This is a genomic window from Methylotenera sp. N17 (assembly GCF_000799155.1).
GTDB lineage: Bacteria > Pseudomonadota > Gammaproteobacteria > Burkholderiales > Methylophilaceae > Methylophilus.
The window spans coordinates 2,020,640-2,035,884 of the sequence record NZ_JUGE01000001.1 but is presented as its reverse complement, the minus strand read 5'-3'; the positions used below and the strand labels follow the sequence as shown (position 1 = coordinate 2,035,884).

Here is a 15,245-nt window from a genome sequence, read left to right as displayed (position 1 = left end):
CCACCACCTGATTTAATGGCTAGGTTTGAGTGCACTGGTGCTTGCTGCTTGCGGCTTGGATTTGCGAATCTCTGCCCAGTTGCGTAACGCAATCAGGCTCGCTAATCCTAAAAATGCGCCTGGCGGTAAAATCGCAAGCAAAAAGCCATGATAATCCGGAATCACCGTCAGGATGTACGATTTGAATTGTGGCCCCAGTGCCAAATCCAACCCGGAAAATAAAGTACCTTTGCCGACCACTTCACGGATGCCACCCAGTAATCCCAGCACGATAGTGAGACCGATACCCATGATAAAGCCATCGAATATAGCCGGTGCAGGCGCATTTTTGGCTGCAAAAGATTCAACCCGCGCCAATACGATGCAATTCACAACAATTAACGGAATAAAAATACCGAGTACTTTGTGCAAGGGTTCTGCAAACCCATGAATGGCTAAATCAATCATGGTGACCAACGCAGCAATCACCAAGATAAACACGGGTACGCGAATCTCATCCGGTACAAATCTACGTACCGGTGACACAGCGCCATTGGCGGCAGCCATGACCAGTGCAGTGGCTAAGCCGAGGCTGACACCATTGACCACGGAGGTTGTAACGGCCAGTGTTGGGCATAAACCGAGTAGCTGTACTACGCCTGGGTTTTGTTTCCACAGCCCGTTATGGGCAATTTCTTTAAATTGACTCACGGTTTCTCCTGCGTTTGGTCACTGCTATCGTGTGCCGCAAATAGGGTTTGTTTATTAAGATCGACATATTGTAGCGCTTTATGTACGGCGCCTACTACTGCACGTGGCGTAATCGTCGCACCTACCATGTAATCAAACTTGCCCCCGTCTTTTTTAACATGCCAATCAAGCGCTGATGCAGTGTTGAGTGATTCGCCATCAAAAAGTTTAATCCAATTGTTCTTGGCAATATCAATATAATCACCCAGCCCCGGTGTCTCTTTATGGGTGATTACGCGCACGCCGCTCACTACGCCATCTGCTTGAATGGCCAGTAATAATTTGATGTCGCCACTGTAGCCATCATGCGCAATGGCTTCCAAAATAATGGCCGATGGTTGGTGCTGTAAGCGCGCAATATTAGCGATGGTCGGCTGGGTATTGCCAAGTAGTGGGTCAGGAGGGATCGTCACTGTATCCTTGAGTAAATCGTTGTCATGCAGATGCTCCGGCATGATTTGTCTAAATAAGCTCATGCGTGCTGCTGCCTCACTTTGCTCAATAGGTATTTTGGTCACGCTGTATACATAGGCCATGAGTGACGTAAATACAATGGCAAACGCCATCAGTGTGAATGCGGTTTTACTTGCGTGTTTAATGATGGTTTCAGGCATCGCTATTTCTCATGACCAAACACGCGTGGTTGTGTGTGCGCATCAATCAAAGGTACACAAATATTCATAAAAATCACGGCAAACGCAATGCCGTCCGGGTAGCCGCCATAAACACGAATCAGGTAAGTGATGATGGCGACGCCCCCTGCGAAATATAGTTTGCCACGTGGGGTGGTGGGGCCGCTGACCGGGTCCGTTAAAATGAAGAACGCGCCGAGCATACTTGCGCCACTAAACAAATGTAATAGCGGTGAAGCAAAGTGCGCACTATCGCTCATCCAAAATAAAGAGGCAATGGCTGTAAGTACGCCTAAAAAAGCAACGGGCAAATGCCATGAAATAATTTTCTGTTGCCATAAGTAAAGGCCGCCAAGCAGATAGGCCATGGTAATGTACTCGCTGCCTTTGCCGCCCAACGTGCCAAACAATGGGGCACTTTGTATGGTGGCCATGGCATGGTCTAGCTTTAATTGTGTTTTTAAATAGTCCAGTGGTGTGGCCGATGTCACCGCATCTAGTAACACGCCTTCCGGTAACTTGCCGTACATAATGTAATGAAATTGATCGGCAAAACTCAATGGTGTGTGTGCCAGTTGCAAGGCGGCTGGCCACTTGGTCATCAGTACCGGAAATGAGATCAGCAGTACGGCATAGCCGACCATGGCTGGATTAAACGGATTGTAGCCCAGCCCACCATATAGCTGTTTAGCAATGATAATTGCAAAAGCGGTACCCACCACAATGAGCCACCACGGCGTAAGCGGAGGAATTGCTAGAGCTAATAGCCATGCTGTGATCACGGCGCTATAGTCGGTGAGAAATGGTTGGATCGGGCGCTGTCTTAGTTTCAGCATCAGTGCTTCTGTGCCCAGTGCGGTGATGGTGGCCAAGGTCAGCGTGACCAAAATGCCGCCGCCAAATACCCACACATACACTGCAATGGCAGGTACTAGTGCAATCAGCACTTTCAGCATAATGGTGCTGACGCTGGGGGCATCTGAAATATAAGGTGAGCGTATCAAGTGAATCCTCTTTGGCTAATCTTTTTTAGGTTGCGATTTTAGTTGGTTGTCTACATCAGACTTCATTGGTGATTCAGATTTCGCAGCTTCTGCTGCCGCCTTTTGCGCTTTGGCACGCGCAATGGCAGCGGCAATCGCCGCTTGCTTGGCGTCGTCAGCGACTGGTGGCGGTCCTTGTACCTTTGCAACGGGCTCAGGGGCAGGACCTACAGTCTGACGTCTTGCATCAATCTCAGCAATTTTTTTCTGCACTTTTGTGCTGACGGAATCCACATTTTTTGGTGTCTCACCTGCTTGTTGGGCAGCTGCTTTTTGTGCCTTTGCGCGTTCTATGGCTGCGGCAATGGCCGCTTTTTTTGCGTCGTCCGCAGCAGGCTTTGCCTGCTCACTAGTGTCAGTGTCTGTTGCTTGTGCATTTTGCAGTTTTTGTTGTTTCGCACGTTCAATCGCGGCAGCAATCGCTGCTTTTTTCGCATCGTCAGCGCCCGCAGATGTTGAGGCTGGTGTTGCCGTTTCTTGCTTAGGCTCCGTTTTTGCACCCTGCGCACGTTCTGCATGTTTTTGCGCGCGCTCTAGCTTTTCGCGTTCTATACGTGCGATTCTTGCTTCATTGCGTTCACGTGCCAAATCGGCAGCTTCTTTCGCTTTGTCGGCAGCAATGATCTCACTCTTTGCATAGCGATAATATTGCACAAGTGGAATATCACTTGGGCACACATACGAGCAGGCGCCGCACTCAATGCAGTCAAATAGTTTGTAGTCGCGCGCTTTTTCAAAATTGTCCGATTTAGCAAACCAATAGAGCTCTTGTGGTTGCAAACTTACAGGGCAAGCATCTGCGCAACGTACACAGCGTATGCAGGGCATCGCGGGTGGTGGTGGTGCAAACAAATCTGGCGTTGCGGCAATAATGCAGTTAGCCGCTTTGGTGATGGGGATGTTGGTGTCCGGTAGATTGAATCCCATCATCGGCCCGCCCATGATGAAATGCGTGGTATTTGCTTTTACGCCGCCAGCAGCGTGAATCAAATGTGCGAGTGGCGTGCCAAACAGCACTTCAAAATTCTGAGGGTGTGCGACATTGCCGGTCATCGACACAATTCTGCTAATCGCTGGTTCACCGTGGTTGAAGTAGCGGTGTAACGCTAACACGGTCGCCACATTGAATACTTGGATGCCAACCTCTGTTGAGCGCTTGTTATAGGGAATTTCTTGGCCCAGTAACAAATGGACCAATCTGCGTGCATCCCCACTGGGGTATAAGGTAGGCACTACTACTACTTCCATGGTGGTACCAGTCACCGCTTGCTGCATGGCGCGGATCGCTTCCGGCTTATTGTCTTCAATGCCAATCAGCACCTTGGTTGCGCCAAGTAAATGCTGCGCGATGGCAATGCCCTGTAAAATTTCTGCGGCGCGTTCGCGCATCAGCATGTCGTCGCAAGTGATGTATGGCTCGCATTCGGCAGCATTAATCACTAAAGTATGTACGACCGATTTGCCATCTGCGCGTAGCTTCACTTGGGTAGGGAAAGTTGCGCCTCCCAAGCCGACAATGCCAGACAAACGTAAGCTGGCGACCAAAGCTTTACGGTCAGTGTTACGCCAGTCGATGGGTAGGTGGGCAATCCAAGTGTCTTGACCATCTGGTGCGAGTGTAATGCAATGGTCTGGCAGGCCGGAAGGGTGGGGGATCACGGCATCTGCAATTGCAGTAATCGTGCCGGATGTTGGCGCGTGAATCGCTGCGGATACCATGCCCTCTGCTTCTGCAAGCAATTGACCTTTGAGTACATGGTCGCCTACACTCACGGCAACTTTTGGGATATTGCCTACGTGTTGTCTGAGCGGCAATACTAAGCGTTCGGGCAACGTCAATTGGCCAATCGGCCGTTGGGTCGATTGTGCTTTGTTTTCCGGCGGGTGAACCCCTCCGTTAAACTTGAATATTTTTCCAAAATTGACGAGTGCATTCATGCTGTGAATGTTAACTTTCTAATGCAATGGACTTAATGGGAATGGTTGGATATTTCCATTTCCAGTTATCAGGGGTTTCCGCAATCGGCTCCATGGTGATGCAATCTACTGGGCACGGTGCAAGGCAAAGTTCGCAGCCGGTGCATTCACTGCTGATGATGGTATGCATATGTTTGGCTGCACCTAAAATTGCATCTACCGGGCAAGCCTGAATGCACAAAGTGCAACCAATGCACGTGCTTTCATCAATAAAAGCAACGGATTTTGGTTTGGGTTCACCATGCTCTGCATTAAGCGGCTTGTATTCAACGCCCAGCAAATCGGCCAGTGCATGCACACCGGCATCGCCACCGGGCGGGCATTGATTGATATCAGCTTCGCCTTTGGCAATGGCGGTTGCATAGGGTTTACAACCAGGGTAGCCGCATTGACCGCACTGTGTCTGCGGTAATATGGCATCGATTCTGGCAATGAGCGGGTCACCCTCTACTTTGAATTTGAGCGCGGAATAACCGAGTAAGACACCAAGCGCAAGGGCCAAGCCCAGCATGATATAGAGTGCGATAAGCATGTGGCTAATACCTATCTAAGCCAGCAAAACCCATAAATGCTAAACTCATGAGCGCCGCTGTAATCATGGCAATGGCAGAACCTTTAAAGGGTGCGGGCACGTCGGCGGCTTCCATGCGCTCACGCATAGACGCAAATAGAATCAATACCAATGAAAAGCCAAGTGCACCACCGAACCCATATAAGCCAGATTCCACAAAGTTATGACTGGCTTGCGCGTTAAGCAAAGGGATGCCTAGTACTGCGCAATTGGTGGTAATCAGCGGCAGAAAAATACCTAGCATTTGATACAGTAACGGAAAGCTTTTTTCCATGATCATTTCCGTGAGTTGTACCACACCAGCAATCACTACAATAAAGGATAAAGTGCGCAAATACTCCACATGGTTAGGCTCCAGCAGATAATGATTAATGGCCCAGCTGGTCATAGAGCCCAAGGTGAGCACAAATGCCGTGGCGGCTGCCATGCCAACAGAGGCTTCCAGTTTTTTGGACACGCCCATGAACGGGCAAAGTCCCAAAATTTTAACCAACACAATGTTGTTCACTAACACAGTGCTAATTAAAATAAATATATAACTTTGTGACATCTCGCCTGACCATTTGAATAAACTGCTAAGCCTCAATTATACTCGTTTGCCGTGGTTTTGTTGAATCGCCAAATACAGTTAAATAGGTGAATTTCAATGCAATAATATTTACCGTACAGGATTTACCACGTGGGGCTAAATAGCCTTTAGCGCAATGCGGCATAATCGGTTAAAATATAAGCAATTTTTGGACAAGTGGTTGGAATATGTTTACAGGTAGTTTAGTTGCAATCGTTACCCCTATGCATGAAAACGGTGATTTGGACCTAGTTGCACTGAAGAAGCTGATTGATTTTCATGTGGATGCTGGCACAGATGGTATTGTTATTGTGGGCACTACGGGCGAATCACCAACCGTCGATGTGGAAGAACATTGTCTGTTGATTAAAACCACCGTAGAGCATGTAGCCGGGCGTATCCCGGTCATTGCCGGTACTGGTGCAAACTCTACTAGCGAGGCCATTGCGCTCACCCGTAAAGCCAAAGCATTAGGTGCTGATGCATGTTTGCTAGTAGCGCCTTACTACAACAAGCCATCGCAAGAAGGTTTGTATCAACACTTTGCAGCAGTTGCCCAAGCCGTCGATATCCCGCAAATCTTATACAACGTGCCAGGACGTACGGGCTGTGATATTCAGAACGATACCGTAGTGAGATTGTCTGCTATTCAGAATATTGTCGGCATTAAAGATGCAACTGGCGGTATTGAACGTGGTACGGACTTACTATTAAAAGTGCCCGCGGATTTTGTGGTGTATAGCGGCGATGATGCCACTAGTTTATCGCTCTTGTTATTGGGGGCACGTGGTGTGATCTCTGTGACTGCCAACGTTGCGCCGGCATTGATGCATGACATGTGTGTGAAAGCAATGGCGGGGGATGTGACGGCAGCACGTCAAATCAACGCGAAGTTATTCGCATTGCATCAAAAATTATTTGTAGAAGCAAATCCGATCCCAGTGAAATGGGTATTGCAACAAATGGGGCATATTCAGACTGGAATTCGCCTGCCACTAGTGAACTTGTCACCGCAATATCATGCCATATTGCGTGATGCGATGACGCGTGCCGGTATTGCTTAATTTGGTTTTTATTCCTTAGACCCACACGAAAATGGTCAAACGACGAGAATGGTGAAACAATGAATCAACAATTATTTTTAAAAGCAGTTGGCGTATTGGCTGTGGTATCTGCTCTAACAGCGTGCGACTCAATTCCTTTTATCGACAACACCTCTGATTACAAAGGTGCCGGGCGTTCCAAGCCTTTAGAAGTGCCTCCCGATTTAACGGCCGTGAGAAGCAGTGATGCATATGCAGTGCCAGGCAGCGCCACTTACTCCACTTATAATCAAGATCAAGAAGGGCAAGAGCCAGGCGTAGAGCAAGTGTTACCAAATGCAGATGGTGTACGGATGGAAAAAGCAGGCGCTCAACGCTGGTTAGTAGTGACAGCACCAGCAGAGAAAATTTGGCCAGTGGTGCGTGAATTTTGGCTGGACCAAGGGTTTGCAGTGCGTGTGGAAAATGCAGAAACAGGTGTGATGGAAACAGAGTGGATAGAAGCAGATGCCATCAAGTTGAAAGAAGATAACCGCAATGTAGGCGATAAATTTGATGCTTGGCTGGATAAGCTATCCGGCTTGGCCGATCGTCGTAAATTCCGTACGCGTTTAGAGCGTGGTGAAAAAGAGGGTACTACCGAAATTTACATGACACACCGTACTGTGGCTGGCGCACCGGATGACGGCAAAAATTATGTGGATACCCAACTGGGCAGAGTAGATACTGGCTATCGCCTAGATGCCGATAAAAAAATCAATACGGCTGAACAGTTTGATAGCGATTTGGATGTGGAGTTGCTCCGTCGCCTGATGGTGAAGCTGGGCGTGGCTGAAAAACAAGCACAACAAATTGCTGCCAATCCGGTCAGTCCGCAGCGTGCATCTGTTGCCAAAGAAGTCGACAGTAGCGTGACCTTGCATATCAACGATTCGTTTGATCGAGGTTGGCGTCGTGTGGGTCTTGCTTTAGACCGCGTTGGCTTTGTCACTGAAGACAAAGATCGCTCACAAGGTTTATTTTTTGTGCGTTATGCCGATGTGGATATTGACGATACCCCGAAAAAGAAAAAGGGTCTGTTAGAAACGCTGAAATTCTGGGGTGATGACGAAGAGGACAAGAAGAATCCGAAACCGAAAGATGATAAATCTTTGGCCGAAAAGCTTAAGTTTTGGAAAGGTAAAGACGAAAAAACCGATCCGTCTAAGCAATATCGCATTAAAGTAACCGAGCTAGAAGATGGTACATCCAGTGTCAATGTGGTGGACACGGAAGGCAAACGTAACCCTTCCAGCACGGCGAATAGGATTATTTCTTTACTTTACGATCAATTGAAATAGCCATGCGCTTTGCCTCGCTAGGCAGTGGGAGTGCGGGTAATGCCACGTTGATTGAAGTGGACAATACCCGTCTGCTACTGGATTGCGGGTTTAGTGTGCGCGAGATGGTGACGCGCTTGGCAAGATTAGATTTAACGCCCGAGCAACTCAGTGGCATTTTGGTCACACACGAGCATGACGACCATGCACGCGGTGCTTTCAAGCTGGCAGCAAAATACCGTATCCCAGTTTGGTTAAGCTATGGCACTTATAAAATGTGCGAGCGCTATCTACCCTCAGACATAAGCGATCTTCAAATCCAGCTGATTGATAGCCATACTGATTTTACGGTAGATGCCATCTGCGTATCACCTTTCCCGGTGCCTCACGATGCGCGTGAGCCGACCCAATTTACTTTTTCTGATGGTCGTGCCAAATTAGGCATATTGACTGATGTAGGCAGTACGACTGCACATATTGAACGCGTTCTCTCTGGCTGTGATGCGTTGATGCTGGAATGCAACCATGACCTTGCCATGCTGGCAAAGGGACCATATGCAAAACCACTTAAAGACAGAGTGGGTGGGCGTTTAGGGCATTTGGATAATCAAAGTGCGGCAACGCTATTGTCTCAATTAGACAACACCAAGCTAAAGCATATTGTAGCGGCACATTTAAGTGAAAAAAATAATACGCCAATATTGGCGCAAACAGCACTGAGTGCTGTGTTGGGTTGTGCTCCCGATTGGGTTGCCATTGCTGAGCAGACGTTGGGGCTACATTGGCGTAGTCTCTAAATTGGCGTAGTCTCTAAAGCTATCCAAAATACTCTATGCTAGACGAAATAAAAAAAGCCGACATTACGTCGGCTTTTTTGCTTGTAAACTAAAGTTTTAAACTATTAGTTTGCTGGTGCAGCTTCAGCAGGAGCAGCTTCAGCTGGTGCAGCCTCAGCAGGAGCAGCTTCAGCTGGTGCAGCTTCAGCAGGAGCAGCTTCAGCAGGAGCAGCTTCAGCTGGCATAGCTTCAGCAGCTGGTGCTTCAGCAGCTGGCGCTTCTTCAGCAGGTTTTTCGCCACAAGCAGTTAAAGCAAGTGCTAATAATGCGGCTAATAGAGCAGAACGTGTCATTTTAAATTCCTTAGTATATGAGCTAATGTTTAATCGGGTACGGTTCACTAGGTGACTAGCTTTCCGAGTGCTTAAATTGTAGCAGCAAATTTATTGAAAATAAAATCTATTTAGTGGGATTTTTGTGAATTTGAAAGAAAAAAATTGTTATATTGCAACAATTTAGCGTGAAAACCTCATCAAAACCTAATCTACTTTGATACTGAGGCCACTTTTTTGATAAGAAGTGCCAGTTTGTGAGCCCAAAATTTTACGGCTGACATCATCCCGCTGCTGCATCGTTTGCCCAATATCGACCCATTCGCCCAAGGAAACATGGACGATGGTGGAAAGTGTTTCAAAGTCGATAGATTGTTGTCCGTAGCCATTGGAAATACGTGGTGTTATTTCCAGTTCTACTTGATTGCCAATCGTGCGCGGACGGACTGCAAACCCTGTGCTCACTTCTACCCAATCGGTGCTGCGAGTCACTTGCGCATAACGTCTTGTCAACGTAATCCATTCTTGGGTAAAGGGCACTAGGGTGCCTACACGAATATAGGCACGCTCCCCATCCACCACTTGTAAAAATTGCTGACTATTTTGTGCGCTGTGTTGCTCATTGCGGGTGACATCAATTCGTCCGCTATTGGGGGCTGCATTCGGGTTGTTGCCAATAATGACTCTGCCTCTACGCACATTGCCAGAAATCTGTGTATTGTCCATGGTCGATTGCTGGTTTTGCTGTGACTGCACGGTGATTCTGCGATTGACGCGCGCGACATCCAGTTGCGCAATCACAGCCTCTATCTCTGCCAGTTGTGCTGGGGTGGCACGCACAATCAGTTGATTATTCATGCCGGTCACTTTGCCGCTTTCATCTACCAATGGAGAAATGGCGGCATATAGGTCTTGGGCAAAGCGGTGCTGTAGCGTAAACACTCTCAGCTCGGTTTGTGCCAACGCTTGAAAGCTGATAATGCATAAAATGATGCATAAATACTTTTTCATGGAAATTCTCAAAGCCCCAACTGCGTAGCAGAAATCGTGTGTGAAGTTTCTTCTAATAGTTCACTGAATCGCATACGTAACCCGGCACAAGACTCTGCATCGTCCAATGCATACTTGAATCGTGCGTGGTCAATATGAATGCGTTTCACGTAATGCACATCATCCGCAATAGCAAAGCAATCTTTGGCAATTCTGGCGGAGTCATTGGTAATATATACCGTCATTTTGTGGCCGTATGTTAATAGCAGCTCCATCAGGCGTGGGCATTGGGTAGTTAAAAATGCGTCTTGATGCAAAATAATGGTGAGCTTGCTCTGTGGCGATTGACTCAAAAACTGTTGAACCGCTCGGTAGCGTAAGGTGCTTTTGTAATCACCACGTGACAGGTCTTGGTCAAAGATAAGCAGGCTAGTGGTGGCTTGAGCAATGACTAGATTTAAAGCGCGTGCATACAATGCTTCACCGAATAGAATGGTATCGGGAGTAAGTTGGTCATTCGTGGTGGTATCGGTCATTCCATATCCTCACGCATCAGCACATAGCCTGCTAAATAGGCCTCATATAGTGTCGTTGCTAATACAGACAACTGTTCAGGCGTTAAAGTGCCGCAATCCACATAACGCTGGTCTGCCAATGTTGTTAAGATTGGGGTGAGTATGGCTGGTGCAGTCACAGCATCACCATTGAGAAAAAACGTGTCTTGCCAGAATAACATTTGTGAGGCCAATGCCAGATGGAGTGTTGTCTGTGACAAACGTTGATGTAATGACTTGAGTGAAAGCTTACGTGGTGGTGCAAATACAATATGCGGCTTAGGTTCGGTTAAGTATTGCCCTAAAAAGCGAGCCACCAATGTGTCATCCCATGCAATGGCTTGTAGCGCATGGTTGACCTTGCTCACCATATTGCGGCTAATTTCAGCCGGATGCGCTTGTGCGGCGAGATCGGGATCCTGATAGATGCCTTCCAATTGCGTATGGTCTTGGAGGAAATGCATAAACTCATGCGCGAGCTCTTGCGTTTTTGGCGCACGGAATCCAATCGAGTAGGTCATGCAATCTTCACCGACCGCCACACCCCAATGAGCAATTTGTGGCGGCAGATAAAGCATATCGCCTGCCTCCAACACCCATTCTTGCTCTGTTTCAAAGTGTTTTAAGATACGTAGTGGCGCATCTTCAATTAAAGTGAAATCGGTTTGCTGGCTAATTTTCCAATGCCGTTTACCGCTACCTTGCAGTAAAAACACATCATAGCTATCCAAATGTGGGCCTACGCCACCGCCATCGGGCGCATAGCTCACCATTAAATCATCCAAACGCGCATGTGGAATAAAATTAAATTGCGCCAGTAAGTCGGCAGCTTCTGGCAGGAAGTGGTTCACGCCTTGCACCAACAAGGTCCAGTCGTGATCAGGCAAGTGCTTAAATGTTTTTTCCGACATGGGGCCTTGCGTGACTCGCCACTGGCCCTTTGCAAATTGTACTAATCTGGATTGCACTTCTTCCTCGCAAGCCAAGCCAGCCAAGTCGTTGGGATCAAGTAAGCCGGTAAATCCCGGTATAGCTTGGCGAATCAGCAGCGGTTTTTTCTGCCAGTACTCGGCCAAAAAAGTTTCCGGTGAGAGTTGATTCAGGAGTGTGAGCGGTTGGGAAAGTTGAATTTGCATGGGGCTATTTTAATCGTCTTTTTCAGCAATATAAAAATAATTGCATCGGCTATACAAGTAGGTATATAGTCATTTTAATTCGTATCGCACCATAAAAACTATTGTTAGGGGATGAAGATGAATGCACCGACAGACACTGGCGTTAAAACCTTTCATGGCGGCTGTCCGCACGATTGCCCGGATACTTGCAGCATGGAATACCATGTGCAAGACGGTAAATTGTTAAAGGTGACAGGTAACAAAGAGCATCCAATGACGCGCGGCGGTTTGTGCGTCAAGCTCAAAGATTACGAAAAGCGCCATTACCACCCCGACCGTTTACTCTATCCCCTCAAACGCACAGGCCCCAAAGGCAGCAAACAGTTTAAGCGTATTAGCTGGGATGAAGCATTAGACGAAATCACCAGTAAATGGAAAGCCATCATTGCAAAAGATGGTCCGCAAGCCATCATGCCCGCCAGCTATCTGGGCAACCAAGGCTTGGTGCATGGCCTCAATGGAGGCGATGCATTCTTTAACCGCATGGGTGCCACAGTATGTGAGCGTACTTTCTGTGGCGAGGGCTCTTGTACCGCTTGGTTACTCACCGTTGGCCCCACTGCCGGTGTAGATCCGGAAAGTTTTATCCATGCTAAATATATCGTGGTGTGGGCATCCAACTCAGTCTCTACCAATCTGCACCATTGGCATATCATTCATGAGGCACAGAAAAAAGGCGTCAAAGTGGTGGTGGTGGACTCTTATGCGTCTAAAACGGCCAAAGAAGCGGATTGGCATATTGCCCCTAAACCAGGTACCGATGGCGCATTGGCCATGGCCATGATGCATGTGATTATTGAAGAAGGTCTTCAAGACCAGGATTACATTGATAACTATACCGTAGGCTACAAAGAGTTGGCCGAGCGTGCCAAAACACGCACCCCAGAATGGGCAGAGAAGATTACTGGCATTGCGGCTGATGATATCCGCAAGTTCGCCCGTGAATACGCCACTACCCCACCTGCCGCTATTCGCATTGGCGTGGCTTTGGAGCGCAATTACGGCGGTAGCCAAGCCATCCGTGCAGTGACCTGTTTGCCCGCATTGATTGGTGCATGGCGCCATGTGGGCGGCGGCATTTTGCAGTTCCCAGTATGGGAGCACCCTTACCGTTTTGATGTGATTTCCCGCCCGGATTTAATTCCAGAAGGCACGCAAGTCGCCAATATCCTGCAATTGGGGCGTGTATTGTTGGGTGAGATTAAACTCAATACTCCTATTCAATCACTCATGGTGTGGAACACTAACCCGGTAACACAATCGCCCGAGACCGATAAGATTGTGAAAGGCTTAGAGCGCGAAGACTTGTTTACTGTGGTGGCTGAACACTTTTTGAGTGATACCGCCGCCTATGCAGATATTGTGCTGCCAGCCGCAATGGGCGCAGAGATGGAAGACATGATTCTGTCTTGGGGGCATTTGTACCTCACCTACAACGCTAAGTGTATTGATCCACCGGGTGAAGCATTGCCCAATAATGAAATTTTCCGCCGCTTGGCCAAACGCTTGGGCTTTGAAGAGGATAACTTTAAATGGTCGGACAGCGAATGCTTGGAAAACTATGTGGCATGGGATGCCCCAGCCTGTGATGGCTATGATTTGGCCTATATGCGCGAGCACGGCTTTGCCAAGCTCAAAGTGGGCACCAAAGACGACCGCGCACCGCACAAAAACGGCAACTTTCCTACACCCACTGGCAAATGTATGTTCATGGTAGAAGGCGCTAAAAACTTTGTGGCAGGGCCGTTCCGTCAAATGTATGAAGGCTTTCAGCCGGGTGAGGACCTGGATGCATTGCCCGATTACGTGGCGAATCGTGAGAGCGTGGAAAACAACCCAGCGTTAGCCAAACAATACCCGTTGAATATTATCTCGCCCAAGAGCCATGGCTTTTTAAACTCATGCTATGCCAACGTCACTGAGAAAATCAAAGGGCAAGGCGAACAGTTTGTCATGATTAACCCATTAGATGCGACTACCCGTGGCATTCAAGAAGGCGATAAAGTTAAAGTGTTTAATGGCCGTGGCGCATTTCAGGCGGATGCACGGATTACCAAAGATGTGAACCCTGGGATTGTGGTGGCTACGCTAGGCTATTGGCGCCAATTGAATAATGGCACGGTGAATTGTATTAGTGCCGCAGAGTTTGGGGATATGGGACACTCGACGACATTTAGTGATAATTTAGTGGAAGTGGCGTTGGGATAATGCCCCTTTAGTGGATAGTTTGCTTCAAGTAGGCTTGTAGTCCTTACCGGACAACTGCGCAAAGTCTTTAGTGAATTGATAAATTTCATGGAATAGTTTTTCATCACCGAATGCTTTAGCTGCAAATGAAAAACTTATAATGCCCCTATAAAAATAATTCCAAAGATCGCTTTTATGATCATCGTGGAGCTGAGTGTTCAGCATTCCCTGCATATGGAATTTAGCTGGGTTGCCACCATACATATCCATAATTTGTGGGGATGCTGCATGAACGTATCCAGAATATGTCTTGCTTATTGTTCTGGATACTTCAGTTCCTGTGCTAGGGTCAACTCCCGCGCCTTCAGTACGCGCGATGTAAGCTCGTATCTTTTCTCTTTTAATCATAGGTCTTTTTTGAGTAGAAACTAAGGCAGAGTCAGCATCAAACTCTTCTTCAAAAAAAGCATTTAGATATTCCTGATGTAATAGTGTTCTGTTGTCAAATATGATGCCAAATGTTAAAAAAGTTATATCCTCTTGTATTTCATCAAGCATACGCTGCAAAGCTGCTTGTTCTTGAACAAATCCATGCTGCATCAGCAGTTTTGCTGCATGTAACGTGCTGACTGTGCGTGCCAATTTTTGCACTATTGCTTGATGGATTGTTTTCTCTGTGTGGCGAAACACGAATGAGTCTTTGAAAGGCAAGCGGATAGGTTGAGGAACACGCTTTGCCAATCTATGCACTGTGCTTTCCATATTACGTAATGCATCGTTATATAGATTTTCCATTGATATGAAAGCCAAAACTTGAAGCATCAATCCTAGTTTAATGGCAGTTTTACGTCAAATTCATCGCTCTCATGCGGCACAGCTCCCATTTCTTTTGCGCACAAATAAGTAATTAGACTACCCGACATGCAATCTTTTAGATGACAGCCTGTAGTTATTCATATCAAACATTCAGATAATCTCAATTAAACGATTCATATTAGCTTGTAAGAATCCTCTTACAGCAATATCAGCTAACGCTGATATGCGTTGTTTTAATGCAAATGTACTATTTACATGTAGTGGGTAGGGAATGTTGCGCAATCTATCGTTATTCAACTTACTTTTAAAAGGAAAACAAAATGAAATTAATCAGCACATTGTTAGTCTTAGCATTTGCATTCACACTAAGTGCCTGTAACACCATGGCGGGCGCTGGTAAGGATATTCAAAAAGGTGGCGAAAAAATTGAGGGTGCGGCAGAAAGTAATAAATAATTGAGCATTCAGTCAGCCTACATGCCACGCAAGACGTTAAGCCACTAAGAGAGGTAGTTTTTAGCAAAGTAGTACTTT

15 protein-coding genes and 1 pseudogene are annotated in these 15,245 nt (G+C 47.2%); 6 read left to right on the top strand and 10 right to left on the bottom strand.

The features are described from left to right. Positions 1-12 precede the first annotated feature (12 nt). The 6 genes from FG11_RS09640 to rsxA are packed head-to-tail and all read right to left on the bottom strand — an operon-like array spanning position 13 to position 5,502. Positions 13-690: an electron transport complex subunit E gene (locus tag FG11_RS09640; RefSeq protein WP_020182877.1), complete on the bottom strand. Its 678-nt coding sequence runs from the start codon at positions 688-690 to the stop codon at positions 13-15. After that, entirely contained in the window at positions 687-1,343 is a 657-nt protein-coding gene (gene rsxG, locus FG11_RS09635; RefSeq protein WP_020182876.1) for an electron transport complex subunit RsxG, read from the bottom strand. Before rsxG ends, FG11_RS09640 begins: the two co-directional genes overlap by 4 nt. 2 nt (positions 1,344-1,345) lie before the next feature. Continuing rightward, positions 1,346-2,365 carry an electron transport complex subunit RsxD gene (gene rsxD / locus FG11_RS09630; RefSeq protein WP_047534673.1) on the bottom strand — a complete coding sequence of 340 codons (1,020 nt, stop codon included), beginning with the start codon at positions 2,363-2,365 and terminating at the stop codon, positions 1,346-1,348. 15 nt (positions 2,366-2,380) lie between these two features. Further along, positions 2,381-4,342, bottom strand: a complete 1,962-nt coding sequence (rsxC, locus tag FG11_RS09625) for an electron transport complex subunit RsxC (RefSeq protein ID WP_047534670.1) — start codon at positions 4,340-4,342, stop codon at positions 2,381-2,383. A gap of 10 nt (positions 4,343-4,352) precedes the next feature. Beyond that, the gene (gene rsxB / locus FG11_RS09620; protein ID WP_047534668.1) at positions 4,353-4,913 is read right to left on the bottom strand and encodes an electron transport complex subunit RsxB; all 561 of its coding nucleotides are present in this window, start codon (positions 4,911-4,913) and stop codon (positions 4,353-4,355) included. A gap of 4 nt (positions 4,914-4,917) precedes the next feature. After that, positions 4,918-5,502, bottom strand: coding sequence for an electron transport complex subunit RsxA (gene rsxA / locus FG11_RS09615; protein ID WP_020182872.1), 585 nt, complete (start codon positions 5,500-5,502; stop codon positions 4,918-4,920). Between the two features lie 206 nt (positions 5,503-5,708). On the opposite strand from rsxA, the gene dapA reads away from it, so the two are divergent. From dapA to FG11_RS13825, 4 genes and pseudogenes are all read left to right on the top strand, one after another. Continuing rightward, positions 5,709-6,584 carry a 4-hydroxy-tetrahydrodipicolinate synthase gene (dapA, locus tag FG11_RS09610; RefSeq protein WP_020182871.1) on the top strand — a complete coding sequence of 292 codons (876 nt, stop codon included), beginning with the start codon at positions 5,709-5,711 and terminating at the stop codon, positions 6,582-6,584. A gap of 59 nt (positions 6,585-6,643) precedes the next feature. Then, positions 6,644-7,903, top strand: coding sequence for an outer membrane protein assembly factor BamC (gene bamC / locus FG11_RS09605; protein ID WP_047534664.1), 1,260 nt, complete (start codon positions 6,644-6,646; stop codon positions 7,901-7,903). 2 nt (positions 7,904-7,905) lie between these two features. Continuing rightward, entirely contained in the window at positions 7,906-8,679 is a 774-nt protein-coding gene (locus FG11_RS09600; protein ID WP_020182869.1) for an MBL fold metallo-hydrolase, read from the top strand. 164 nt (positions 8,680-8,843) lie between these two features. Next, positions 8,844-8,969 (top strand): annotated as a pseudogene (locus tag FG11_RS13825) (hypothetical protein); the annotation flags it as partial. Positions 8,970-9,197: 228 nt separating this feature from the next. On the opposite strand, the gene FG11_RS09590 reads toward FG11_RS13825, so the two are convergent. From FG11_RS09590 to FG11_RS09580, 3 genes are read right to left on the bottom strand one after another with little or no spacing between them, the layout of a single operon-like run. Next, positions 9,198-10,001: a secretin N-terminal domain-containing protein gene (locus FG11_RS09590; protein ID WP_047534658.1), complete on the bottom strand. Its 804-nt coding sequence runs from the start codon at positions 9,999-10,001 to the stop codon at positions 9,198-9,200. 8 nt (positions 10,002-10,009) lie between these two features. After that, positions 10,010-10,516: a DUF7931 domain-containing protein gene (locus FG11_RS09585; RefSeq protein ID WP_020182866.1), complete on the bottom strand. Its 507-nt coding sequence runs from the start codon at positions 10,514-10,516 to the stop codon at positions 10,010-10,012. Further along, positions 10,513-11,670 carry a cupin domain-containing protein gene (locus FG11_RS09580; protein WP_047534656.1) on the bottom strand — a complete coding sequence of 386 codons (1,158 nt, stop codon included), beginning with the start codon at positions 11,668-11,670 and terminating at the stop codon, positions 10,513-10,515. Before FG11_RS09580 ends, FG11_RS09585 begins: the two co-directional genes overlap by 4 nt. Before the next feature lie 117 nt (positions 11,671-11,787). On the opposite strand from FG11_RS09580, the gene FG11_RS09575 reads away from it, so the two are divergent. Then, the gene (locus FG11_RS09575) at positions 11,788-13,917 is read left to right on the top strand and encodes a molybdopterin-containing oxidoreductase family protein (RefSeq protein WP_052185017.1); all 2,130 of its coding nucleotides are present in this window, start codon (positions 11,788-11,790) and stop codon (positions 13,915-13,917) included. A 24-nt stretch (positions 13,918-13,941) separates the two neighbouring features. Here the strand turns inward: FG11_RS09575 and FG11_RS09570 are convergent, their stop codons facing one another. Then, positions 13,942-14,691, bottom strand: coding sequence for a hypothetical protein (locus tag FG11_RS09570; RefSeq protein ID WP_200884575.1), 750 nt, complete (start codon positions 14,689-14,691; stop codon positions 13,942-13,944). 341 nt (positions 14,692-15,032) lie between these two features. Between FG11_RS09570 and FG11_RS13485 the strand changes: the two genes are divergently transcribed. After that, positions 15,033-15,167 (top strand): entericidin A/B family lipoprotein, encoded by a 135-nt coding sequence (locus FG11_RS13485; protein ID WP_025224907.1) that lies wholly within the window; start codon positions 15,033-15,035, stop codon positions 15,165-15,167. Positions 15,168-15,245 lie beyond the last annotated feature (78 nt).